The organism is Bifidobacterium leontopitheci, from assembly GCF_009193355.1.
Lineage (GTDB): Bacteria > Actinomycetota > Actinomycetes > Actinomycetales > Bifidobacteriaceae > Bifidobacterium > Bifidobacterium leontopitheci.
In genome coordinates this window covers 17,979-42,713 of sequence record NZ_WBVT01000014.1, presented here as the reverse complement: position 1 = coordinate 42,713, position 24,735 = coordinate 17,979, and the positions used below count along the sequence as shown (strand labels likewise).

Below are 24,735 nucleotides of genomic sequence, written 5' to 3'. Positions count from 1 at the left end.
TAAGAGGCGCAGGGCGGGTAAGGAGGCGTGCCGCCCTGCCCCGTGTATTGGCATCGACCGGGAGACAAGGAAGGAGAGTCCGGCCGGTTGCCTTGGATGCCGCCGGTAACGTCGCATGGTGCCGTGCGATGGCGTTTCCACGCGGCGGCTGTACCGGCGGCAAGTCTTGGAAAGTCCTTCGGATGTGGTTGGCGCTTGTCAGCGAAGCTGACTGGGGGAGCGTCACCCGCTCCGAAGGACATTTTCAGTTATCAATACAAGCCGTGTCTCAGCGGGCGTTGCGACGGCGTACGGCGAGCGCGACGCCTGCCGCTGCGGCCAACGCGGCGGCCACGGCGACGAAGGCCGCGACCGAGGCGCCGGTCTTGGACAGGCCGGGCTGCTTGCCTGCGTTGTCGCTGACCGTCACGTCGACCTTCGGATTGGTCGGGGTCGTCGGGACGGTCGGGGTGGTCGGCTTGCCGTTGTCTCCGGGCTTGCCCGGCTGCTCGGGCTCAGCCTTGACGAGCTTGCCTTCGGCGTCCTTCAGCGCCTGGAGCACGGTCTTCACCTGCTCGGCGGACGCGGACTCGTCGGCGGAGACCTTCTTCGCGGTCTTCAGCGCCTCGGCGAACGCGGACCACGACTCGGCCGTGTAATCGGACTCCTTATAGCCCTCGGCGGCGGCGATCGCCTGATTCAGCTGGGTCTTGTCGACCGGCTGCGGCTCGGGCTGCTGTTCCTTGACCGTCACCTTACGGGTCGCCTTCGCGGTGTTGCCCGCCTTATCGGCGACCGTGTAGGTCAGCGTGTACTCGCCCGCGGTCTTCGTATCGACCGTGCCCTCGACCTTGATGTCCTTGGTCACGTCACCATCGACATCATCGGTCGCCGTAACACCAGCCAGCGGATCGAAGTCAGCGCCATAGTCAACCGTCACATCATCCACCCCGGCGAACACCGGAGCGGTCGTGTCGGCGGGCGGCGTCACCGGCGTCTCGTCGCTGGACAGGTCGACGCCGGTGTAGGTCATCACGGCACCGGACTTGCTGTTGTTGGCCTCGGTCACCACGCCGGTGTCAAGCGCGTCCTCGGCACCCTTGACGTCCACCGTGCCGACGCTGACGAACTTGCCGTCCGCATCCTGATAGAAGCCTTCCAGAGTGTCGGCGTCTACGCGGATGACACGGATGGTCACCGGAGTGCCGCCGGTCACCGTCGCGGAGGTGAAGGCCGTGTTCTTGTTGCCTTCCTCCCAGTCGATGTAGCCGTTGCCGTCGGTGTCGTTCTGCCAGAACAGGCCGTTCTTGCTCAGCAGCAGGAAGGCGTAGCCCTTGGCGGAGTTCTGGCCGTTCGCGGACAGGTCGTTGCGCACGACGATGCCGGCGCGGGCGTCGGAGTTGCCGCCGGCCTCGAAGCCGGAGACGGTCGCGGTCAGCGAGTCGCCGGCCTTGAGCGCGTCCGCACGGTAGACGGTGGTGTACTCGTTCTTATTGGTCCATGCGCCGCCGTTCGCACCGTCGGTGATGGTGAAACCGTAGTCCTTGGCCGTGGTCGAGGTCTGGCAGACCTTGCCGGCGTCGTTGCCGAGGGTGACGGAGGCCCACGGCGTCTTGACCGCCGGGCAGTTCGAATCCTCCGGCACGTCGTTCACACGCCACGCCTGGCTGCCGGCGCTGGTGGAGCGCTTGGCCACGGCCTTGGCGCCGTCGAGGTCGAGCGTCTTCACGGTCTTCTTGTTGAGCAGGCCGAAGGTCTGTCCGTCCTCGGAGTTGAGGATCCAGATGGCCGCCGGATCGCTCTTCGCCTTGTCGAGCGTTTCGTCGGCGAGCGTCACGGCCGCGGCGTCGCCGCTGGTCGGATCGTCGCCGGTCGCGGTGAGGACCTTGCCGTCCTTGGTGCTGATCACGTACGCGCGGTCGGACGGACGTGTGGCGGCTGCCGGCACTTGAGTGAACGTGAAGGTCTGCTGGTCCGCGGCGTCTTCGGAACGCTGCTGCAGGGTCAGGGAGCCGTCGTCGGCCACGGTGAGCGCTCGGGTGCCGCTCTTGTCCAGGAGCGGATGCGAGGAACCGTCAGCGATCTGCGTGGTGGTTTCGGAGACGCCGCTCACGCCGGTCACGACGATGGTGGTGACGGACTTGGCGGGCACGGTCACGGTGACGGACTTGGCGGCCGCGGTGGTCGCGTACGTCTTGGCGACGGCATCGTCGGCGATGGTGCCGAAGCCGGCGAGGTTGACGGTCGTCGCGCGGTCGGAGGCGGACGTATTCGAAACCACGAGGCGCAGGCTCTTGTCGGAGGGGCGCACGGCGGCGGTCGCATCGTTACTGTCGGTGGCGATGACGTGGTCGCCGGCCTGGATGAAGTGCGTGTAGTTCTTGAACACGTTGAACTTGGAGTTGGTCTGCGTGGTGCAGGCGGGCACGTCGTTGCTTACCTTGCCGTCGGTGACGCCACCGTACAGATTCTCGACGCGGCGCTTGGAGGCAAAGACGGACTCGCCGTTCTGCTTGGTGTAGACCTGGCAGTCGAAGTCGATGTAGATGGAGCCCCAGTTGAGGTTCTCGCCGCCGTGGGCCTTGTCCTGCTCCATGTTGTAGTAGTCCTCGACGGGCTGCCACAGCACCCAGGAGTTCGGCTCGTAGTTGCGCATCTGCGTGTTGACCTGCGCCGCAAAATTCAGTGCGCGGTCGAAGCTGTACGGGTCGAAGCCGCCGGAGCCGAGGTCGCCCTCGAACTCGCTCATCATGAGCGGCTTGCCGTACGCTTTCGCGAAGTCGCGGATCCACTGGGCGTAGGTCTGGTCGCCATACCCGTGCGTGTTGAACTGGCCGAGCTCGGTGTCCCAGTCGGAGGCGTTCTTCAGGTAGCCGTTGCCGTTGTCGATGGAGCCGGAGATCTCACGCTGGAAGTTCAGGGAGTTGGAGGCGTCCATGGCGGAGACGAGCTGCTTGCCGTCCTCGGTGGCGGTGAGGCCTTCGGCGTCCAGCGCCTCGCGCAGCGCCTTGATGAGGTGGGCCTGCTGGCTGGACTTGACGCTCATGCCTTCCTGACGGGCGCTCGGATTGGAGGCACTGCCCTGCGTGATCCAGCAGTTGGTGCAGTCGTTGGGCTCGTTGAGCGGCTCGATGGTGTCGGGCGTGATGCCGTACGTGTCCTTGAGGTACTTGGTCACGTGGGCGAGGTACTTGGCGAACTTGACGGTCGCGTTGGTGTCCGAGTCGGCGGCTTCGGTGCCGTCGCCGGCGAGCTGGTCGTCGGTGCTGCCCTTCCAATGGCCGGAGACGTAGCCGGAGTTGGTCATGAAGTAGGGCGCGGAGTTGGAGAAGAACTCCCAGTTCTTCACCTGCTTGTTGTCCTGGAGCTTCTGCAGCCACCAGCGCTGGGAGAGGTCGGCGTTGACGTAGTCGTAGCTGTCCTCGTCGTCAGGATTCCAGGCTTTGAGCATGGCGTCCTTGTTGGCGTAGGTGGTGGAGGTGCCGCCGTAGAGCGTGTCGCTGTGGCCGTCGCCTTCGGGGTTGGCCTTCCACCAGCCTTCGACCGCCGCGCCGGGGCGCAGGTAGTCGGTGGTGTCGGAGGCGTTGCCGCCGCCGATGTTGTAGCGGACAGTCTGCAGGTCGAGGCCGTCCTTGCTGAACAGCAGGTCGTAGAAGTCGTCGGCGAGCTGCTTGGCCTGCGCGTTGTCGCTCAGCGCGTAGTGGCCGGTGGCGTTGGCGTACCAGGCCAGCGAGGTTCCCCAGCCTTTGAAAGTGTCGGACTGATACCACGGGTTGAGCGTGATGGTCTGCGTCTCGGCGGCGCCGGCGGTGGCAGCCGGCAGCGCGAACGTCAACATGGTCGCGGCGCCCACCACGCCGGCCGCGATCTTATGGGCTATCCTCATCCTGTTTCTCCTTAGCCTATCTGCATCATCGTTGATAACGCAAACATCTGTTGTTGCGGCAACCCAACTGCTTGATTTCGTACGAGAGATCCAGCTTCATCGTGACATCGTTGAGGAGCCGGCTGTGAAAACAACAATTATGTTACCGGTTACTTATCATAACACACCACACATGGAACCGGTAACATGCACTATACTGAAGCGTGTCGCGCGGCACCCGCTGCACGTCGATGAAACATGCCGTCAGCTATCCTGAGAGCACGTAACAACATGACATGCCGGTCGGCCATCGACCACAGACAAGACATACGGGAACGCAACCATTTCATGAGCAGTACAGAGAGCGGACCAAGCGGAACCGCCGCCCGCGCAACCATCGCGGACGTCGCCGCCGCGGCAGGCGTCACCAAGACGACCGTGTCGCGCTACATCAACGGCAAAGGCTACGTCTCCGACAAAACCGCGCGCAAGATCGCGGCGGCCATGCACAACCTCGACTTCACGCCCAACCGCATGGCCCGGTCGCTCGCCACCCAACGCACGAACGTCATCCTCTACGTCCTGCGCGGCGAACTGTCACTGATCACGCAGGACCCCGGACTCAGCAAACACTACGCCGCCGCCACGGCCGCCGCCGCCGAACACGACTACCAGGTGCTGTGCATGACCGTCAACGACGACAACGCCGCGAAACGACTGCAACGACTGCTGCTCGAACGATTCGCCGACGGCTACCTGTACTTTCCGTTCAGCGACGACGATCCGCTCCTGCGCATGTTCGCCGCAGGGCCGTCGCCGGTCGTTACCGCAGGACGCTGGGCCGTCGAATCGCCCAACATCACCGCCGTGGTCAACGACAACCGCGCCGCCATGCGCGACATCACACGGTATTTGCTGGACCGCGGACGGCGGCGGCTCGTCTACGTGTCCGGGCCGGAATCCGTGCGGTTCGCGCGGCAACGGCTCGCCGGATTCCGCGATGCCGTGGGTGCGGCAGGAGAGGCCGGTTGCGGGGGAGCGGCCGGGACCGGTCATGACGGAACGGAAATCAGGGATGCCGGGGCTCCGGAAATCGCGGCGGTGCTGCATGCCGCAAGCTGGAGCGAGACCGCGGCCGACGACATCTGGCCGCAACTGCAGCCTCTGCTCGGCGGAGGAGACGGCGACTCGCGTCCCGCAGCCGACGCCACAGTGGATGCCAGTGCACGTGACACCGCCGGCGACAATGTCACCGCACAGGCAAGTGCACGCACCACAACCGGCCTTTGCACCAGAGGGAATACTGCTGGAGAAACGGCAAACCGTTCCGGTAGTCTCGGCATTGACGGCATCGTCGCGGCGAACGACCAGCTGGCCGCGGGCATCATCCGGCGTCTGCAGGAGGCCGGCTACCGTGTGCCCGACGACGTTGCCGTGACCGGCTTCGACAATGCGGACATCGCCGGTGAAATCACGCCGGGCATCACCACCGTCGACCAAGACCTCGGACGGTTCGGTGCCGCCATGGCCGAGACGCTCGTCGACGTGCTCAACGGTGTGAAACCGCCGAGCAACCTCGCCTTCGTGCCCACGCATCTCGTGGCGCGGCAGTCCGCGTGAGGCGGGCGTCCCCTCCGGGGGCGGGCGCAGCACCCGCCTACACCCGGAGGCCGCCTATTCCGGGTTTTCTCCCATCCCGCAGCGCCAACATGGGAGAAAACCCGGAGTTCCCGATTAAGACTCCCGGGTTTCTCCCATTACACGGTCTCGCCATGGGAGAAACCCGGGAGTCAGCGCGCCCACGGAAACCCATACCCTTCCGCCCCCTCGGCAGCCGGCGGAAAGCCCCGCCAAGCGGGCGAATCCCACCAGCCCAACCACGCTCTTGGTCGAAAACGGACGCCGCCGGGCCGATTTGCGGGCGTTTCCGACCAACACCACCAAGCTACTGGCAGCAAACGGACGGAAAAGCCCCCATCAAGCGGTCGAATCCAACCAAACCAGCCCCGCTCCTAGTCGAAACCGGACGCTGGAAGGGCGATCAGACCATAGATCCCCGGATTCCTCCCATCCTGTGACCGCCGAATGGGAGAAAAACGGGAGTCAGCCCGCCCCGGGAATCCCATCCTCTTCCGTACCTCAGCAGCCGGGCGAAAAGCCCCGCCAAACTGGCGAATCCCACCAGTCCGGACGCCCTTCACGTCACTCTGCTCGCCCGCGCACAGTGACGCAGGTGCGAAAACCCAGTATTTGCAAGGGGTTCCGGCGGTGCGTCACTGTGCACGGGCGAGCAGAGTGACGTGGGAAGACACCACGATAGCCATCAGGCCGTCAGCATCCGCTCGACCAGGTCGATCATCAGGTCCTTTTCCGCCGGCGAGCTCACCGCAATCAGCAGCGTGATGGCCGCAAGGTCGTTATTGGTGATCTGCGGCGCCTTGCCGTCGGCGAACGCACCGGCATTCCCCTCAAGGAACCGCACGAACAGCGTGGCCGCCATCCGCTTGTTGCCGTCGGAGAACGGATGGTCCTTCACCACGAAATACAGCAGATGCGCCGCCTTCTCCTCCACCGTCGGATACAGGTCCTGTCCGCCGAAACTCTGGTAGATCGCGCCGATGACCCGCTCGATGGCGTCGCCACGCTCCTGGCCAAGCAGAGTATCGTCGGGATACGCTTGGCGCAACCGCGCGACGAGCGCGCGCACATCCGACAGCGAAAGCTCCCACACCGGCTTCGCCTGCGGGTTGGGCGACAGCTCATGCGCATCGTAATCGCGCAGCATGTTCAGGCCCGGCAGATAGCTCGCCACGACATCGGCGATACCAGAGGCCAGCTGGTCGCCGCTGCGAGACAGCACGTTGACGACCTTCTCCAGCTGCTGCAGACGCCGCTCGTTGACCGCATAACCGTCAACCAGATACCGGCGCAGCACGGTGGTGGCCCAGCGGCGGAACTGAACGCCCCGCTGTGATTTCACCCGATAGCCCACCGAGATGATGACATCAAGATCATAGTATGTGACAGGCTTATCGGAATGTGCAATTTGCACTTTTTGCAAATTGCTTTCCTCGCTGATCTCGCCTTCCGCCATCGCGTTCGCGATATGGCGCGATATGGCAGCAACCGAACGACCGAACAACTCGGCCATCTGCGCCTGAGTCAGCCACACGGTATCGCCGTTCACGTTGACTTCCAACTGCACGGAGCCGTCGTCGGAACGGTACAGTTCGATATCCTTGTTCACCATTGCCCCTCCTTTATTGCTCGGCTCCCCCACGAAGCCGGCGAATCAGTGAACGTCAACTCTAGCATGCCTGTGACATGTCCGCCAACAGACGGGCGTCAGGCAGGAGACCGCCCCGGCCGGCTATACGGACAATAGGGACGGAAGACGGACGACCCTGGTTCGTCGACTCCCGGATTCCTCCCGTTTCGGTGGCGCAGGATGGGAGAAAACCGGGAGTCACCGGGGGAGCGACGCGGACGAATCCGCTGACTCCTCGTTTTCTCCCACTACAGCGGCGCAGAATGGGAGGAACCCGGGAGTTCCCAGCCAAGACTCCCGTCTTTCTCCCATTTCAAGCCCCCAGAATGGGAGAATTCCGGGAGTCACCGATTGAGACTCCCAATCTCCTCCCATCCCAAGCCCATCGGACGGGAGAAACCCGGGAGTAGGATCCGGTTACTCCCGGAATCCTCCCACCCCGCAGCGTCGATACGGAAGAAAACCCGGAGTGGCCCCGGCCCGCACACGCAAAGCGGGGCGGAACTCCCGAAGGAACCCCGCCCCACGGGCCGGTCCGGCCGTGGACTCCCGAATTTCTCCCATCCCGCATCGCCAATATGGGAGAAAGACGGGAGTCGGAGAGCCGCCGGACACAGACGGGCCGGCTAGCGGGCATCACCCGTTAGGACGCCGGCACTCCTAGAAGGAAACGGACGCAAACAAGCCGGTTCGCGGGCGTTCCCCACCAGGACGACACCACTCCCAGACGCAAACGGACGCTGGCGGGCGAATCAGCGGGCATCACCCGCCAGGACAGGCACTGTCACAGCGGCGAACGGACGCCCGCCACCGGCAGACTCCGATGACAGACCCGTTTCGACAGCCACAAACAGGCCAAGAAGCGGAGCGACAGCCTCAACCACCGCCCACGCGGCATGCAAAAGCGGGGCGAGGCTCCACGAAGGAACCACGCCCCGCTTCAGGCGATCAGGTGATCAGTCTGCCGTCCGGCTCAACGGGCCGGCCGGATGACGCTCCCCCAGTCGGCTTCGCCGACAGCGTCCTGCAATCAAGGACGGCCTACGGCCGGCCCAATGCTGGCTCGCTGCCGCTCGCTCCTCGCCTACAAACGCCTCTGACGTTTGCTTGACGGCTCGGCCCTCCACCGAGGGGGCAGAGGGACGGGTCAATCACGACCGGCCTGCCCGCGAACCGGCCCGCGAACCAGCCCGCAGCCGGACCTCAGGCCCGGCGACGACGCAGCGTCACCGCCACGCCAGCGGCCAGCAGCAGCACGGCCGCCACAGCCACGCCAGCGACCGAGGCACCGGTCTTGGACAGACCGGATCCGCCCTGCGCACGGCCCGGAGTCTGCGACTCACCAGAACCAGCACCCGGCTTCACCGCCGAGCCACCGTCGTTCCGGTCACCCGCGCCCGGCTGGCCATCACCGTCACCCGGCCGACCCTGGCCATCACCGTCACCGGGCTTGTTCGGGTCGGGCTGCGGCTTCGGGTTGCTCGGCACGGCCGCGACCAGCGCCAGACGCGCATCGTACAGCTTCTGCCAAGCGGCATCCACCTCGGCCTGCGTCGCCTTGGACGAGTCCTTCAGCAACGCCTGGGCCTCGGCCAACGCCTTGGCAAACGGCTTCCACGAGTCAGCGGTGTACTGCTTCTCCGACAGCTTCTCGGAAGCCTCGACCTCGGCGGCCAGCGCCTTGGTGTCAGCGGCGATCGGCTTGGCGACCAGCGCTGCGTAAGCGTCCAGCAGCGTCTTGGTCGCGGCGTCGACCTGAGCCTGCGTGGCGGAACCGTCACCGAGCACCACCTTCGCGGCAGCCAACGCAGCCTTCACCGCAGCAGCGGAATCATCCGTATACAGCGTCAGATCAACCTTCGACACGGTGTCGTACGCGGCTTGCAACGCGGTCTTCACAGCCGGGACCGGCTTGGCGACCAGACCCTTGACGGCCTCATTGAGCTCGGTCAGCGCGGCGTCGACCTGAGCCTGCGTCGCGGACTCGTCACCGAGCACCACCTTCGCCGCAGCCAACGCAGCCTTCACCGCAGCCGCGGAATCATCCGTGTACAACGTCAGATCGAGCGCGGCAGCGGCATCGTACGCGGCCTGCAGAGCCGTTTTCACGGCCGGAACCGGCTTGGCGACCAGACCGTCGCGGGCGGCGGTCAACGTCGCAACCGCCGCGTCGATCTCGTCCTGCGTCGCGTACTGGTCGTCCAGCACCGCCTTCGCCGCGGCGAGGGCGTCGGCCAGCGCCTTCGCGGAATCATCCGTGTACTGCGACTGGTCGATGGCGGCGACCGCGTCGACCAGCGCCTGCAACGCCGCCTTGTTGCCCGGCACCTTGGCGACTAGGCCGTCGATGGCGCTCAGCACGGCGGCAGCGGCGTCGTCGACGTCCTTCTGGCCTGCGTTCGCGTCGTTATAGACCTTCTGACCGGCGGTGACGGCATCAGACAGCGTCTTCCACGAGTCGGCGGTGTACGCCTTTTCGTCGAGCTTCGCCGCAGCGTCAAGCGCCACCTTCAGCGCGGCCTTGTCGGCGGGCGTGCGCACGCCGTCGGCGACGGTCACGTTCACCGTGGCGGAGGCGGTCTGGCCGTCGGCGGCGGTCACGACCACGCGGTAGGTTCCGGCGTCGCTCTTGGCGGCGTTCGGGACGGACAGCCAGCGGGAACGCTCGGCCAGTCCGGTGCCGACCGCGGTGCCGGTCACGGTCTGCACGTCCTTCCAGGAGCCGTCGGCCTGCTGCTTCTGCCACAGGTAGGTCACGCCGGGCTGGGCGCCGTTGACCGTGGCGTAGGCGGCGATGGTCTGGCCTTCCTTGGCGGCGGTGTTCAGCGAGCCGACGGTGACCTTCGGTGCGGCGTCGGCCTTGACGAGCGTGATGTCGTCAACGGCGGCGGTGCCGTCGGCTGCGAGGTTCGGCTGTGCGACGCTCAGCCACAGGTTGCCTTCGGGGGCAGCGTCGGCGGGCACGGTGAACGTTCCGGTGACGAACACCTTCGCGCCGGACTTGACTGCCTTGCCGTTGGCGTCAGTTTCGGCGGTCCTGAACACGACGGGGGAGTCGCCGAGATCCTGATACTGGTCGAAGTCGGCACCCGTGCCGCTGCCGGCCTTGCGGTACTTGACGGTCGCGGTGACCTGCGGCGCGGTGTCGTCCTTCGACTTGCCGAGCACGGTCCAGAAGCCGAGCGTGTAGGTGGCGCCCGGCTCGGCCGGAATGTTGCGCTGGTTGAGCGTGTCGACGAAGAACGTGGCGTCGCTGCTGCCGGCGGCGGGCGTCGTGGAGCCGAGGAAGCCGGCGTATTCGCCCGCGGCGACGGAGCCGGACTCATGGGTGCGCGACTCGAAGCTGGGGATCTTGCCGCGCAGTTTGCCGTCCGCGACGAGGTATTTCTTGTCGTCGCCCTTCGCGTTGAAGTTGTCGAAGTCGATGCGGGTGTCCGAACCGTCGACGAAGCCGCTGATGGACCATGGCGAGCCGCCGGTGGCTTCGAACGAGCCGTCGATCATGTCGTCGACCGCGGTCGTGACGGTCACGTCCGTGCACTGTCCGGCCGCGTTCTTGGAGTCTTTGGGCTGGCAGATCACGTCGAGCGTGCCGCCGTCGTTCGACATGCGCACGTAGCCGGTCTGCTTGGTGCCGTCGGCAGTTGCATAGCCGAGTTCCTGCTTGAACGAGTACCAGTCGTTGCCGCGGCGCAGCACGAGTTCGTTGCCGTTGCTGACGGTGCCGCTCACTTTGATGGTGGCGTTCGCCGGGACCGAGAACGTGGCGGAGTCGGTCACGGCGATGGCCGCGGCCTTCTGCGCGGTGGTTTCGGCGGCGTCCACGCCGGTGCGCTGGATCGCGCCGACGTCGGGGTTGCCGTACGCGGGGACCGCGCGGTCAAAGAAGTCCCTGACACCTTCGTGCGCGATCGGTGCGCCCGCGCCGGCCAGGTACGTCGAGTCGATGTCGAGCTTCGACAGGTCGCCGCTGCGCAGGTTCTTCATCGTCGTGTTCGCGTCCGCGAGGAACGCGGCCAGGTCGACGAGCCGGTTGCCGTTCTCGGTCGGCGCCGGCCATCCGCTGGCCGGTCCGACGAACACGTTGTTCTTCCAGTTGAGGTGGGGGTTGCCGGAGACGGTGCTGTCCAGCTTGCCGTTCTCGTCCTTGACTGCGCCGTCGGAGATGAACAGGTTGTTGGCGAACAGCACGCTGGTGCTGTCGCCGCCGCCGTCGGTCAGCTTCAGGCCCTTGCCCTGGTCGGCCGGCATGACGAACGTGTTGTTGTAGAAGCTCGCGTCGGTCGCGCCGGCGAGGAACATCAGACGGCCGGTGTCGCCGGAACCGTCCGCCAGCTCGTCGGCGTAGCCGTCGTTGACGGAGATGTTGTAGCGGAACGTGGCGCCGGTCGCCCAGCCGAGGCCGGCGCTCTTCCAGGAGCCGCAGCCGCAGAACAGCATCGATCCGCCGGCGTTGTCGTGACTGTAGTTGTACTGGAAGACCGTGTTGCGCGTGCCGTAGTCGAAGTCCCACGCGGTGCCGTCGTTGTTGCCGATCTTCTGCGTGTTGGTGACCTCGTTGTACTGGAACAGCGTGTTGTCGGCGTTCCAGTTCCAGATGCCGGCGTTGTTGCTCAGCGCCTTCTCGGCAGCCCACGCAAGGTAGTTGCCTTCGACCACGGCGCCGTCGGTCATCTGCGCGACGATGCCGTCGCCGCCCACGTGCTCAAGATGGTTGTTGCGGATGATGAGGTTCCTGGACGGGGTCCACGGGTGCAGTTCGCGGCGGTTGGCGTTGCACACGCCGCCGCCGTCCCACGCGGTCTCCTCACGGCACTTGAAGTCGGTCGACATGTTGATGCCGGAGCGCGAGACGTTCCTCACGGTGTTGTTCGCCACCAGCGTTTCGTTGAACCAGGAGCGCGTGTGCTTGGCCGCGTCGTTGTCGTCCTGGACCTTCCACTCGCCGTTCTTGTCGTCCCAGCCGAGGTAGCTGGAGCTGTACACTTCCAGCTGGATGGCGCCGGAGCCGCCGAGGTCCTTCTTGCCCTCGCCGAGCACGTCGTGGATGTCGTTGCCTTCGAGCACGAAATGCCTGAGCTCGCCCTGGTCCTGGTTGATGACGGCAATGCCGCGGCGCATGTGCTGGTACTGGTCGGCTGCTGCGGCGTCCTTGTTGGAGATGTCGAGGTTGCGGACCTCCACGTATGAGGAGTTTTCGACGAGCACGGTCTCGCGTACGCCGTCACCTTCGAGCTTCGGCTTGGCTTGGGTGGCGTCGCCGTAGGCATCGATGACGATCGGACCGGCGGTGTCGTTGCCGTGACGGCCGATGATCTGCAATCCGACCTTGTTCTCGCCTTCGCCGACCGACGTGCAGGTGGTGCCGCGCTTGAACAGCAGCTGTTCGCCGGCGTTCAGCTTTGCCGCCTGGGCGTTGGCAGCGGTGAGCGAGTTGAACGGGCTGGCTTCGGTGCCGTCGCCGTTGGTCTGCGCGGAGCAGTCCACGTAGTACGCGGCGCCCGTGGACTGCGCGGCGCTGGGCTCTACGGCGAATGCGGTGGACGGAGCCACCAGCACTCCCATGGACAGCAGTGTCGCCGCGGCGACGCTGCCTCCCACTATGGCTCGCAATGGTTTCATTGCGCTCTCCTTTCATGCCTGGTCGTTCTTGACCGGGTACCATGTGGCTTTCGCTGATATCCGAGTGGTGGTACGTATCACTAAATCGTTTCAATGCGACGGTGCGGATATCTCGTTGCCATATGGTGTTGTGTTGTTTGCCTACTGGTCGTCCCATATGCGATTGCGAACCGCCTTGCCCACAACCACATCGGTTGGTGTTAACAATATCACATTACGTAACCGGTCACACGGCGATTATGGAATTGTAAGCGCTTTTATTCTTGAATTGTTTTAAGGCCGGTATTTCACCGGTTTTACGGGTGCCGAATCAGTGTTCAGACAGGACACGGACAGGGGCTCGGCAAGATCGACCCGTCAGGCCGACGTTTGCGGGACAACCTTCCGAGCGCCCGCCATCGCGCGCGGTCCACTTCCCCGAATCGTCGCCCTGCGGACGTTTGGCGCCTTTTACAGCCGGCGGGCAAGCACTTTGGGCGAAAACGGACATCTGAAGGCAACTCCACGGAGCATATACACAACACACAGCCGTAATTCCAAAAAACAACCACCAGCCATGCCGATAGCGGTAGTTTTGGGGGGCACGGACGCCGACCGGCCCACGGCAGCAGGCATATTCCGCCGTCCCGACCGCCGTCATGGTCGAAAACGGACGCCAATCACCTGATTCCCGGTCGTTCCCGACCCGTTCGCCAACCCTCCTAGCCGAAAACGGACGCTACTAGGCCGATTAGCGGGCGTCCCCCACTAGCCTCGCAATCCTCCTAGTCAAAAACGGACGCCGACGGGTCGGTCCGGCCGCGAACTCCCGAAATCCTCCCATCCCGCAGCGCCAATATGGGAGAAAACCGGGAGTCACCAGCCGAATTCGGGAGTCACCAGCCGAAACTCCTGAAATCTTCCCATCTCGACCCCTCGGAATGGGAGAAAGACGGGAGTCAAGTCCAGCCACTCCCGGTTTTCTCCCATCCCACGGTCGCCAGACGGGAGAAAACCAGGAGAAAGCGGACCGGCCGGATGACGCTCCCCCCAGTCGACTTCGCCGACAGCCCCTAGGGGACGACCCAAGTCCGCCGGACCGCTCACATGCCGGAAGGCAGTCACATGCCGTACAGGTCTTCCGCCGAGACGAACCGCATCCGCGCATCGTCCGCGTAATGGGCCCGAGCGGCCTCGCTGACGACATTCTTGGTGAACAACGCGAACCACGCATCATCCGCCGAAAACCCACGAACCAAACCGGCACGTCGCCGCAACCTTCCGATGGCCTCTGTCTCATTGCACGAATTGCGCCACTTGCACTCGCCGAGCAGCATCGTCTTGGCAATGGGATCGGCTGCGACCACATCGATATCCGTCTGCTCGCGGGCGACGGGATCGGTACCCCACCACTTGCCGAACTGCGTGGCGATAAACGGCAACTCGCCGGCGGCATTGGCGCGGAACAGCCACTGCCGGCAGATCGTCTCGAACTGCTGGCCGACGTATGTGTCGAACGCCGGGCCGAACGCAAGACGACGCGCGACCGACTCGCTGATGCCACCGTCCAATATGCTCATGTTGCGGCCCACGAAACGGAACCAGTACGCGAAGAACGGATCGTCGACCACATACATGCCCTTCCGCGACTTGGCGGGGTCGTCGCCGAACGGAACCTTCCGCTCGATCAGGCGCAGATCGACCAATGTCTTCAGATACGCCCCAACCGAATCAGCTTCGACGCCGGCATGTTCGGCGATGAGCTTCGGCGTCGCATTGCCGCTGGCGATGGACCGCAATATCGAGTAATACAGCGCGGGCTCCCTCAGTTCCTGGCGCAGCAGCATTATAGGCTCCTCACGCAATACGCCGAGACCGTCGAACATCAGGCGAAGCACGTTGGACTCGAAACCGTCGGACTCGCGTATACGAGCCAGGTAGTACGGCGTGCCGCCAAAGGTCGCATAATACCGAACCAGATCCTGCGCAGACGTATCAGGCAGGAATTTCGCCGCGTCCGCGTAATCGAACGGCAGCAGCCTGATCTGTGCGGTACGCCGCCCGTACAGGGGACTCTTCCGGCCGAGCACGTCGTTCTCCATGAACCCCTCGTTACTGCCGGAGAGGATCATCGTCACCTTGGTGTCGAGAAACCCATGGTCAATCGCTATCTGCAGCATGGACGGCAACGCATGCTCCGCGGCGGCGGCATAGGGAAACTCGTCGAATACGAACACCACGCGTTCGCCGGTCTGCCTTGCCCGATCGACGACGAAGGACAACGCGTCCGGCCATCCGCCGAACGACGGCGTGGAATCCGGCATGCCGAAGAATGAGAACACCGCTCTGGAGAAATCCGCCAGATTCAGCTTGGCGCTTTGCTGCACCGCCGTGAAGTACAGCACGCGCTTGCCCTTGACGAACTCATCGATCAGCGTCGTCTTCCCCACGCGACGTCTGCCATACAACACCACCATCTCAAACGAGTCGCTGTCGAACAACCGGTTCAGCACTTGCAACTCGTGCTCACGCGCAACAAACATCGCACCCCCTCCGGCATCCGGTTCACCCCAGTATCATTAAGGGTATCACGATTAAGGTAATCGCGATACCCTTAATCGCGATACCCTTAGTGCCAATTCTGACCGCCATGCAGGAATACCGGCGTCGGGGAACGGCGCCTCTCGGACTTCAGCGGAAAACTCATGTCAGCGCGAACCATCCGTTCCCGATTAAGCCGGCGACGCCGTTGATTGAAAACGGGCACCGGACCACAGCAACGGAATAACAGCCAGCCGAAACTCCCGGGTTTCTCCCATTTCAAGCCCCCAAAATGGGAGAAAGACGGGAGTAGGATCCGGTTACTCCCGGAATCCTCCCACCCCGCGGTCGCCGGACGGGAAAAACCCGGAGTGGCTCCGGCACGCACACGCAAAGCGGGGCGGGACTCCCGAAGGAACCCCGCCCCACGGGCCGGTCCGGCCGTGAACTCCCGGAATCCTCCCATCCCGCAGCGTCGATACGGGAGAATTCCGGGAGCCACCGGCCGAAACTCCCGTCTTTCTCCCATCCCAACCCCTCGAAATGGGAGAAAACCGGGAGTTCCCGATCGAGACTCCTTATCTTCTCCCATTTCGAACCCCCAGAATGGGAGAATTCCAGGAGAAGAGGCCCGCCACTCCCAATCTTCTCCCATCCCAAACCCATCGGACGGGAGAAACCCGGGAGTAGAATCCGACTACTCCCGACTTCCTCCCACCCCACGGTCGCCGGACGGGAGAATTCCGGGAGTCAAGTCCAGCAACTCCCGGTCTTCTCCCATTTCAAGCCACCAGAATGGGAGAAAACCGGGAGTCATCGATTGAGACTCCCAATCTTCTCCCATCCCAAACTCATCGGACGGGAGAATTCTGGGAGTAGGATCCGGTTACTCCCGACTTCCTCCCATCCCGCAGCGTCGATATGGGAGATAACCGGGAGTAGACACCCCGCACACGCAAAACGGGGCGAGGCTCCCGAAGGAACCCCGCCCCGCCTATCAGGCAATCAGGCCATTGGCCGGCCAAGCCGGCAGGACGCTCCCCCAGTCAGCCTACGGCTGACAGCCCCCTCCACCGAGGGGGCCGAGGGCGGGCTAGTCCAACCCGCGAACCGGCCCAGCCAATCTCAGGCCCGGCGACGGCGCAGCGTCACCGCCACACCCGCGGCCAGCAGCAGCACAGCCGCCACAGCCACGCCCGCGACCGAAGCGCCGGTCTTGGACAGACCCAGCTGACCCGGCGTCTGCGGCTTACCAGCGCCAGCACCGGCACCCGGCTTCACAGCCGAACCACCGTTACCGGAACCGTTGCCAGCACCGTTGCCGCCCTGGCCCTTGCGTACCAGTCCGTCCTGCGCACCCTTGAGCGCGTTGAGCGCGGCGGCCAGATCGGCCTTGGTGGACGCCGGATCGGCGAGCACGTCCTTGGCGGCGGCAAGCGCAGCCTGGAACGCATCCCAGCCGGACTCGTAGTCCGCGGCCTTGAGCTTCTCGGCCTCAGTCACCTCAGCAGCCAGTGCCGCGCGGTCCTCGTCGGAGGCGACCGGCGTGACCGTCACCGTGAAGGTCGCGGTCTTGGTCGGATCGGCCTTGAGCGCGACGGTCACGGTCACCTTGCCGGTCACCGCGAACGGCGCACCCAGGTCGACCGCAGAACCGTCAGCGTCCACGGCCGTAACCGTGTACTCGGCCGGCTCGAGCGCGGTCTCCGTGCCGTCGGACAGCACGGCCGCGACCGCGAGCCCGTCGGCGGAGAACGTCTCGCCGTACTTGTACGTGACCTTCTTCGGCTCGGCCGTCACCTTGACCGACTCGACGGTCGGTGCCGGCTTGACCACAAGCGCGTCCTGCGCGGCCTTGAGCGCGGCGAGTGCGTCGGCGACCTGCTTGGCGGTCGCGGTCTTGGAGCCGGCGACCTCCTTCGCGGCGGCCAGCGCCTTCTCGAACGCAGCCCACGTCTCGGCCGTGTACTTGTCGGCGGTCAGCTTTTCGGCGTCGGCGATCGCGGCGTTCAGCTCGCTCTTGTCGGCTTCGTTGACGGTCACGTCGAACGTGGCCTTCTTGCCGTCGAGCAGCACGGTCACGGTCACCTTGCCGGTCACCGCGAACGGCTTGGTCAGGTCGACCACCGAGCCGTCGGCGTCCACGGCGGCGAGCGTGTACTCGCCGTCCTCGGCCACGACCTCGGACTTGTCGGACATGACCTTGACGACCTTGAGGCCGTCGGCCGTGAACGTGTCACCGACGGTGTACGTCACGGTGCTCGGCTTGGAGGCGACCTTGATGGATTCGAGCGTCGGCGCCGGCTTGGCCTTGACCGTCACGTCGAACGTCGCGGTCTTGGCGGTGTCGGACTTGAGCGAGACCGTCACCGTCACCTTGCCGATGGCGGCGTCGGCGAACGGCTTGGTCAGGTCGACGGCGGCACCCGCGGCAGTCGCGGCGGAGACCGTGTACTCGGCGTCCGTCAGCGCGACCTGCGTGCCGTCGGACATGGTCTTGATGACGGTCAGGCCGTCCGCCGAGAACGTCTGGCCGACCGTGTACTCGGTGGTCGTCGGCTTGGCGGTGACCTTGATGCCGGTCACGGTGACGGGCTTGGCCTTCACGGTGATCTCGAACGTCGCGGTCTTGGTCGGGTCGGCGGTCAGCGTCACCGTGACCGTCACCTTGCCGACCGCGGCATCCGCGAACGGCTTGGTCAGATCGACCGCGGCACCGGAAGCATCCGCGGCGGAGACCGTGTAGTCGGCGGCGTCGACGTCGGCTTCGGTACCGTCGGAGAGCGACTTCGTGACCTTCAGGCCGTCGGCCGAGAAGGTGTCGCCGACCGTGTATTCGGTCTTGGTCGGGTCGGCGGCGACCTTGATCGACTCGACGGTCGGCTCGGCCTTCGTGGCGATGGCGGTGCCGTCGAAGATGACGTTGTAGTCGCTGCGGCCGTTGTTCGATGTGGCGAAGACGCCGACGTCGAGCTTGTCCGCCGCGTCGTCACCCAGCGTGGCCGTGCCGAGCGACTTCCACTCGGAGTCGGCCGCGGAGCCGGGCACCTGGTAGAAGCCTTCGATCTCGGTCTTGCTGTTGCGCACGAGCTTGATCGTCAGCGGGGTGTCTGCGGAGGTGGCCGCCTCGGCGGTCTTCGCGGACTCCTTGTCGATGTACCCGTTGTTGTCGGAGTCGGTCTGGAAGAACGATCCGGACACGCCTGCGACGAGCAGCGCGTAGCCGTGGGCGGTGCCGCGGCCGGCCTCGCTCAGGTCATTGCGCACGATGATGCCCGCTCGCGGATCCTCGTTGCTGCCGGCCTGCGACGACGTGATGGTCGTCACGATGGAGCCGCCGACTTCGAGCTTCGCGGGCTGGTAGATCGCGGACAGGTTGTCCTTGTTCGTCCACGCGCCGGTGTTCGCCTTGTCGACGATGCGGAACGAGCCGTCGGCGTCGCCCTGCGCGAACGCGCCGGCGTTGCCCCAGCTCGTGGTCTTCCACGGGTCGGCGACGGCCTTCGCGCCGTCCACGGTCGAGGTGAAGTTCACCTTGTACACGCGGGTCTTGTCAGCCGTAGCGTTGGCGGTCTTGGTCTTGTCGTCCTTCGCCGTCACCGTGATGATCGCGCGCGCGGTGTTCACGTCGGTGGTGACCGTCACATCGTCCGGGTTCACGGCGGTGGCCTCGACCGTCGGCACCTTGCCCCAGACACCGGTGTTCACGGTGTAGTTGAGCGTGCCGCCGTCGAAGTTGGCGACCTCTTCGCCGTTGACCTTGATCGACTCCAGGTTGAGCGGGTTGCTGGCCGTCTGGTCCCAGTAGCTCGCGTCCCAGCCGTCACCGTAGGCGGACGGATCCTGCGTCGCCGGGTTCTGCATGGTGAGCGCGCCGGTGGTCTTGTTGACCGTCAGCGGCAGCCACACGTAGGTGGAGTCGGCCGCGCCGGAGTTCCAGCGGTCGCCAATGTAGATGAACTTGCCGGGCTGGTATTCGAACACGGATGCCGTCTGCGAGCCGAACGTCGAGCCGCGCGTGTCGCCCACGCTCAGCAGGCCGTCCGCGCCTTCGGGCAGGGAGGCGAAGTTCGTGTTCTCGTACTCGTCGTCGGCCTGCACGCCGCGGATCCACTTGCCGAGGATCGAGTCCGCGGTGTAGTAGGTCTGCTTGTTCGGCGCCCAGCCGGTCGCACCGGAGGCGATGAGGTAGTACTTGCCGTTCGTCTTGAACAGCGCCGGAGCCTCAAGCATGCCGCGGTCCTTGACGATCACGAAGTCCTTGCCGGAGACCGGAGCGCCCTCGCCGCCGTCGGCCAGCGTGTACGGGTACTGTCCGTCGGCCGAGTACTGCAGGTCGATGTCCTGGATCTTGGACGTGTCGGTCGTGGTCTTCACCACGTTCGTGTAGTCGTCGTTCAGCTTGGCGATGTACAGCGTGCGGTTCTCCTCGGAGGAGTAGACCACGTACGCGGTGCCGTCGTCGTCCTGGAACACGGTCATGTCGCGCGAGCCACCGGGCACGGCCGCGCTGTGGCCGGTCTTGTAGTCCTCGCGGTTGGGCAGACGGTAGGCGCCGACCAGCTTGAACGGTCCGGTCGGGGAGTCGGAGACGGCCACGCCGGCCAGGGAGCGCGCGTAGTTGGAGGTCGACGCGACGGTCGGCGAACCGTCGGCGTGCCACCACATCACGTACTTCTTGGTCTTCGCGTTGTACAGCACCTTCGGGCGTTCGAAGATCGCGTTCGCCACGTCCTTGACGCCATCGCCGTCTTCATCGGTGTTGGTGTTGAGGTAGTAGGCGATCTTCTTGGCCTTCGCGGTGTCGATCGTGCCGTCGGCCTTCTTGAGCCCGTACAGGTTCACGAAGTAGTCGTCGTCGGTCAGCTCGGCATCGTAGTAGATCGAGCGCAGGGCGATGCCCTTGTCGACCCAGTTCATGCCGTCCTCGGAACGGTACACGTGCACGCCGTGCGAGTTGTAGTAGCCGGAGCTGCGGTCCTCGCCGTACCAGTAGTACACGGTCTTGCCGTTTTCCTGGACGGGCACGACCTGGCCGCCGTGGGCCTGGATGTGCTTGCCGGTCGTCGCGGTGTCGGAGTCCTTCGCGTACCACAGCGGCTTGAAGTAGTCCTTGCTGCCGGTGCCCGGATCGGCGATGGCCTCGAACTTGGTGTAGGTCGGGACCTTGTCGGTGGTGGGCACGTTGGTGGCCGGCTTGACGGGCGTGTATCCGTTGTCGTCGGCGGCCTGGATGATCTTCACCTCGGCGACCTTGACGTACGGGTATTCACCGTCGTTCGACGGCGTTGTCGGGGTCAGGATCAGGCTGATGGCCTTGGTGGCCGGTAGCTTGCTCAGGTCGGCTACGGTCGGCTTGGTCTTGTCGGAGGTGTTCGGCGTAAAGGTGATGTCCGTGTCGACCCAGTCCTTGTCGTTTTCGGCCAGGTACTGCACCTTGACGGACTTCGGCGCGGCTTCGGCGGAGGTCTGGTCGACGTAGAAGTACAGGTTGTCGAGCTTGTACTTCTTGTCGAACGTCCAGTTCGCCCATGCAGGATTGGCCGGAGCGTTTTCGGAGGCGTCCTTCCAGTTCGACCAGTTGGTCGACAGGTCGCCGTCGCAGGTGTACTTCGCGGACGAGGTGCCCCACTTGGTCTGCACGTCGGATACTGCCGCGTTAGCGCAGAACTTGTTCGCGAGGTCAACTTCGTTCTTGACGGTCACGTCGAACGTGGCGGTCTTGTCGCCGTCGGCGTTGAGCTTGACGGTGACGGTCACGGTGCCGGCCTTCGTCGAGTCGAAGCCGAGCAGCGTGTATTCGCTCGCGTCGAGCTTACGGGTCTTGCCATCGTTGAGCGTGGCGGTGACTTCAAGACCGGTCGTGTCGAGCTCCTCGCCCGGCTTGTATGCGGTCTTGGTCGGCTGCTTGGTGACGGCGATCGACGCGATGTCGGTGGCCGGGGTGGGAACCTCGGTGAGGGTCACGTTGTCGATGTACGCGAAGGAGCCGTCCTTGAGATCACCCTGCTGGATGTTGACCCACAGCGCGCTGTCGGCGGCCGCGTCCCACGGCACGGTGAACGAGCCGGTGACGTAGATCTTCTCGCCGGCCGCGGCGGTCTTGCCGTCCGCGGACTTGGCGAGCAGCTGCGTGGCGTACTGGCCGAAGCTGCCGCCTGCGCCGGAGCCTTCCTTGCGGTACTTGACGGTCGCGGTGACGGTCGACTTGTCGTCGGTGCTGTCGCCGGTGGTCGCCCAGAAGCCGAGCTGGTAGGTCTTGCCGCGCTTGGCGGGGATGTTGCGCTGGTCGATCTGCGTGAAGCTGACGCCATCGAGCTTGCCGAGCTTGGCGGCACGCTCGCCGGAGACGACCGCGTCCTTCTGGTTGAGGTCGGAACGGTAGCGCTTGACGCGAGCGGTGTTGTCGTTGTCATGGCTCTTCGAATGATCGCGGTTGGCCGGAGACCACGGCGAAACGCCATTGCCACCCGAACCACTCTGATACACGCTCTCGAACGAACCATCCCACAGCTGGTCGTAGACGGTCTTGAGCGTGATGCCGGTGACGTCGCCGGACTTGCCGGTGTTGGTCAGCGTCAGCTTGGAGACGTCGGACGAGGTGCGCACGAACAGGGTCTTCTTGCCTGCCTCGCCGCTCGTGGTCTGCGTGTAGCCGCGGTCGTTGGCGAGTGCCACGCCGAGCTGCGCGTCGCCGCTCGTGGTGGCGGTGACCTCGATGGTCGAGTTGCCGGGCGCGTCGATGGTCGCGGACTTTCCTGCGGCCAGGTCGGCGGCCTTGCCGGTCTCGGTGGTGGCCGCGCCCTGGAAGGCGCCGACCGCCGGGGCGGACCAGCCGGAGACGGCGACCTGATCGCCGTACGTCTGCTTCGCGTGGTTGAAGCCGTGCGGGAAGTCAAGCGTCTTCAGCGCGTTCTTGGCGGTCAGGTGCGTGTTGCTGATCGCGAACGGGAAGTCGTCGGACGCCATCGCGCGACCCTTGGCCTTGGCGTAGGCGGTCGCCTTCTCGCCGTACAGGCTGCTCAGGTCACCCTTGGCGACGGCCGCGAGGTCGACGCCGGTGGCCGCGAGATAGTCGGCCAGCGTAACAGTCGTGTTGCCGTTCTTGCCGGCCTTGGCCCACTTGGCGGCGTCGCCGCCCACGTACAGGTTGTTGCCGTAGTTGAGCTGGAACTGGTCATCGGCGACCTTGCCGTTCTGATCGGCCAGGTTGGTGCCGTCCTGCGCGATGATCACGTTGTTGGCATAGCTGACGCTGGCGCCGTCGCTGTTGTTCACACCGGCGAACGTGACGTTGTCGCCTTCCGGCAACACGACGGTGTTGTTGTAGAAGTTCAGGTCGGTGATGCCGTACAGCTGCGCGGTACGGTAGCTGTCGATGACGTTGTCGGCGATCTTCTTCGCCGCTACGCCGTCGTTGACGGACAGGTTGTAGCGGAAGACGCCACCGATGGCCAGACCAATGTTCTCCTTGGTACCCATCCAGTTGGTGCAGGCGCACACGAGGGCGGAACCGCCCGCATTGTCATGGCTGTAGTTGTACTGGAAGACCGTGTTGCGGGTGCCGTAGTCGAAGTCCCACGCGGTGCCGTCGTTGTTGCCCGGCAGTCGCTGCGTGTTCGTGACCTCGTTGTACTGGAACAGCGTGTTGTCGGAGTTCCAGTTCCAAATGCCCGCGTTGGAGCCCTGCCCTGAGATGCTCGCCGCGTTCTCGAGGTAGTTCTTCTCGACGACCGCGCCATCGGACATCTGCACGACGATGCCGTCGCCGCCGATGTCCTTCAACGTGTTCTCGGCGATGTACAGGTTCGTGTTCGGGGTCCACGGGTACTGGTCGCGGGTCGATCCGGAAAGGCCGCAATCCCACGCCACGTCCTCGCGGCAGCGGAAGTCGGTGGACATGTTGATGCCGGAGCGGTTCACGTTCGTGATCGTGTTGCCGACGATCTGCACGTCGTCGAACCACGAGCGGGTCTTGCGCGAGTTGTCGGTCTTGACGGAGCCCTTGGTCTGCGTGGCGCCGTCGACGGGGATGGAGCGGCCGTAGTTCTCCAGCTGGATGGCCGCCGAGCCGCCGAGGTCCTTCTGCTTCTCGCCGTAGATGTCGTGAATCGTGTTGTTGCGGATGACGATGCCGCTGAGCTTGCCGGCGTTGTCGTTCTCCGCGGTGATGCCGCGGCGCATGTACTTGTAGTGGTTGGCCTCGGCGTCCGTGTTGGTGATGTCGAGGTTCTGCACGGTGACGTATTCGCTGTTGCGCAGCAGCACCACGTCGGCCACGCCGTCGCCGGCGAGGACGGGTGCGGGGGCGCTGGCGTCGCCGTAGTCGCTTACGACGATGGGCGCGTCGGCGGTGCCCTTCACGCCGACGAGGCGCAGCGCGGCCTTGACGTTGGCGGCGCCGTTGACGGTCTGGTTCTCGCCGGTGCAGGTGGTGCCGCGCTTGAAGAGCAGCTGGTCGCCTGCGGTGAGCTTCGCCGCCTGGACGTTCGCCGTGGTGAATGAGTTGAACGGTTTGGCTTGCGTGCCGTCACCGCCCGCGGCCGCCTGGCAGTCCACGTAGTACGTCGTACCCGTGGCCGTCGGCGTCGCCGCCGGAGCTGCGGTCGTGGCGGCCTGCGCCGTGGGCGCGACCACCAGACCCAGTGACAGCAGCGTCGCAGCCGCGACAATGCCGCCGGTTATCTTCTTTCCGATCATGGATGAAACCTCTTCGACCTTCCTTGATCCGGGGGTGGGCGCGGGATGCGTCCGCCGCCGTGTTTCGACCTTCCGGGTGTCTTCGCCCTTCCGGTGGTTTCCATTCCTCGTTGAGTTGTTGTTGAGTTATCGCAAACATCAGGATGCGGGCCGTCACAACCGCATGGCGGGGCGCACGGTGATGCCGCTGTAAGGATTTATTGTATGCGCTAGCGTAACCGGTCACAACCCGGTAATCGTTTTCATTCCGTTCCGCAATGACTTGGGCGTGTCGTAAGCGCTTGTGGACATGCGGCAATGATCACGCAATCACGCATTCGGGGCGGATTTCCCCCGAATCAAGCCCCGCCCCCGCAACCTAGTGAGGCGCCCTGCCCCGCAACCCGGTGAGTCGCACTGTCTCACAACTCACCACGCCCCGCAACCCGCCGCAACTAGTCAACCGCGACTGCGCAATACCGCGTCCGTCACCCGAAATGGTCACAACTTGCACAAAACGCCCATTCGTGCAAGTTGTGATACAGCCGCTCGCCCTCGACTCCGCGACCACGGCCGTGCAAGTTGTGATACCCCGCCAGACAACCGCCGAACAAGGAAGGAAACCCTACGGGACCGTATGGGTACGATCGGTCGATTCTCCCCGACGGACCGTACTCGCAAGAGCTGTCCCGAGTACGGTCCGTCGTTTTTCCTCGACCGACCGTACCCGAATCAACTGTTTCAAGTACTGTCCATCATCATCTCCCGACGAAACGTACTCGAATGGGGGTGTTCGAGTACG

At 64.7% G+C, this 24,735-nt stretch carries 6 protein-coding genes; 1 reads left to right on the top strand and 5 read right to left on the bottom strand.

The features are described from left to right. Window positions 1-268: 268 nt before the first annotated feature. Window positions 269-3,865, bottom strand: a complete 3,597-nt coding sequence (locus tag F7D09_RS11615; RefSeq protein ID WP_152234477.1) for an immunoglobulin-like domain-containing protein — start codon at window positions 3,863-3,865, stop codon at window positions 269-271. Window positions 3,866-4,192: 327 nt separating this feature from the next. Between F7D09_RS11615 and F7D09_RS05865 the strand changes: the two genes are divergently transcribed. Then, entirely contained in the window at window positions 4,193-5,464 is a 1,272-nt protein-coding gene (locus tag F7D09_RS05865; RefSeq protein WP_193312351.1) for a LacI family DNA-binding transcriptional regulator, read from the top strand. A gap of 703 nt (window positions 5,465-6,167) precedes the next feature. On the opposite strand, the gene rhuM is transcribed toward F7D09_RS05865, so the two are convergent. The 4 genes from rhuM to F7D09_RS11395 all read right to left on the bottom strand — a co-directional run bounded on the left by rhuM (window position 6,168) and on the right by F7D09_RS11395 (window position 23,954). After that, window positions 6,168-7,124: a virulence protein RhuM/Fic/DOC family protein gene (rhuM, locus tag F7D09_RS05860; protein WP_226835992.1), complete on the bottom strand. Its 957-nt coding sequence runs from the start codon at window positions 7,122-7,124 to the stop codon at window positions 6,168-6,170. Between the two features lie 1,191 nt (window positions 7,125-8,315). Beyond that, window positions 8,316-12,734: a right-handed parallel beta-helix repeat-containing protein gene (locus tag F7D09_RS05855; protein WP_152234475.1), complete on the bottom strand. Its 4,419-nt coding sequence runs from the start codon at window positions 12,732-12,734 to the stop codon at window positions 8,316-8,318. 1,100 nt (window positions 12,735-13,834) lie between these two features. Then, entirely contained in the window at window positions 13,835-15,256 is a 1,422-nt protein-coding gene (locus F7D09_RS05850; protein WP_152234474.1) for an ATP-binding protein, read from the bottom strand. 1,123 nt (window positions 15,257-16,379) lie between these two features. Continuing rightward, on the bottom strand, window positions 16,380-23,954 hold the full coding sequence (locus F7D09_RS11395) for a bacterial Ig-like domain-containing protein (protein WP_226835990.1): 7,575 nt from the start codon (window positions 23,952-23,954) through the stop codon (window positions 16,380-16,382). Between the last annotated feature and the right edge of the window lie 781 nt (window positions 23,955-24,735).

Bases quoted from the DNA above. Each gene is read 5' to 3' on its own strand.
- F7D09_RS11395 (WP_226835990.1), bottom strand. From the start codon at position 23,954: ATGATCGGAAAGAAGATAACCGGCGGCATTGTCGCGGCTGCGACGCTG.
- F7D09_RS05855 (WP_152234475.1), bottom strand. From the start codon at position 12,734: ATGAAACCATTGCGAGCCATAGTGGGAGGCAGCGTCGCCGCGGCGACA.
- F7D09_RS11615 (WP_152234477.1), bottom strand. From the start codon at position 3,865: ATGAGGATAGCCCATAAGATCGCGGCCGGCGTGGTGGGCGCCGCGACC.
- F7D09_RS05865 (WP_193312351.1), top strand. From the start codon at position 4,193: ATGAGCAGTACAGAGAGCGGACCAAGCGGAACCGCCGCCCGCGCAACC.
- F7D09_RS05850 (WP_152234474.1), bottom strand. From the start codon at position 15,256: ATGTTTGTTGCGCGTGAGCACGAGTTGCAAGTGCTGAACCGGTTGTTC.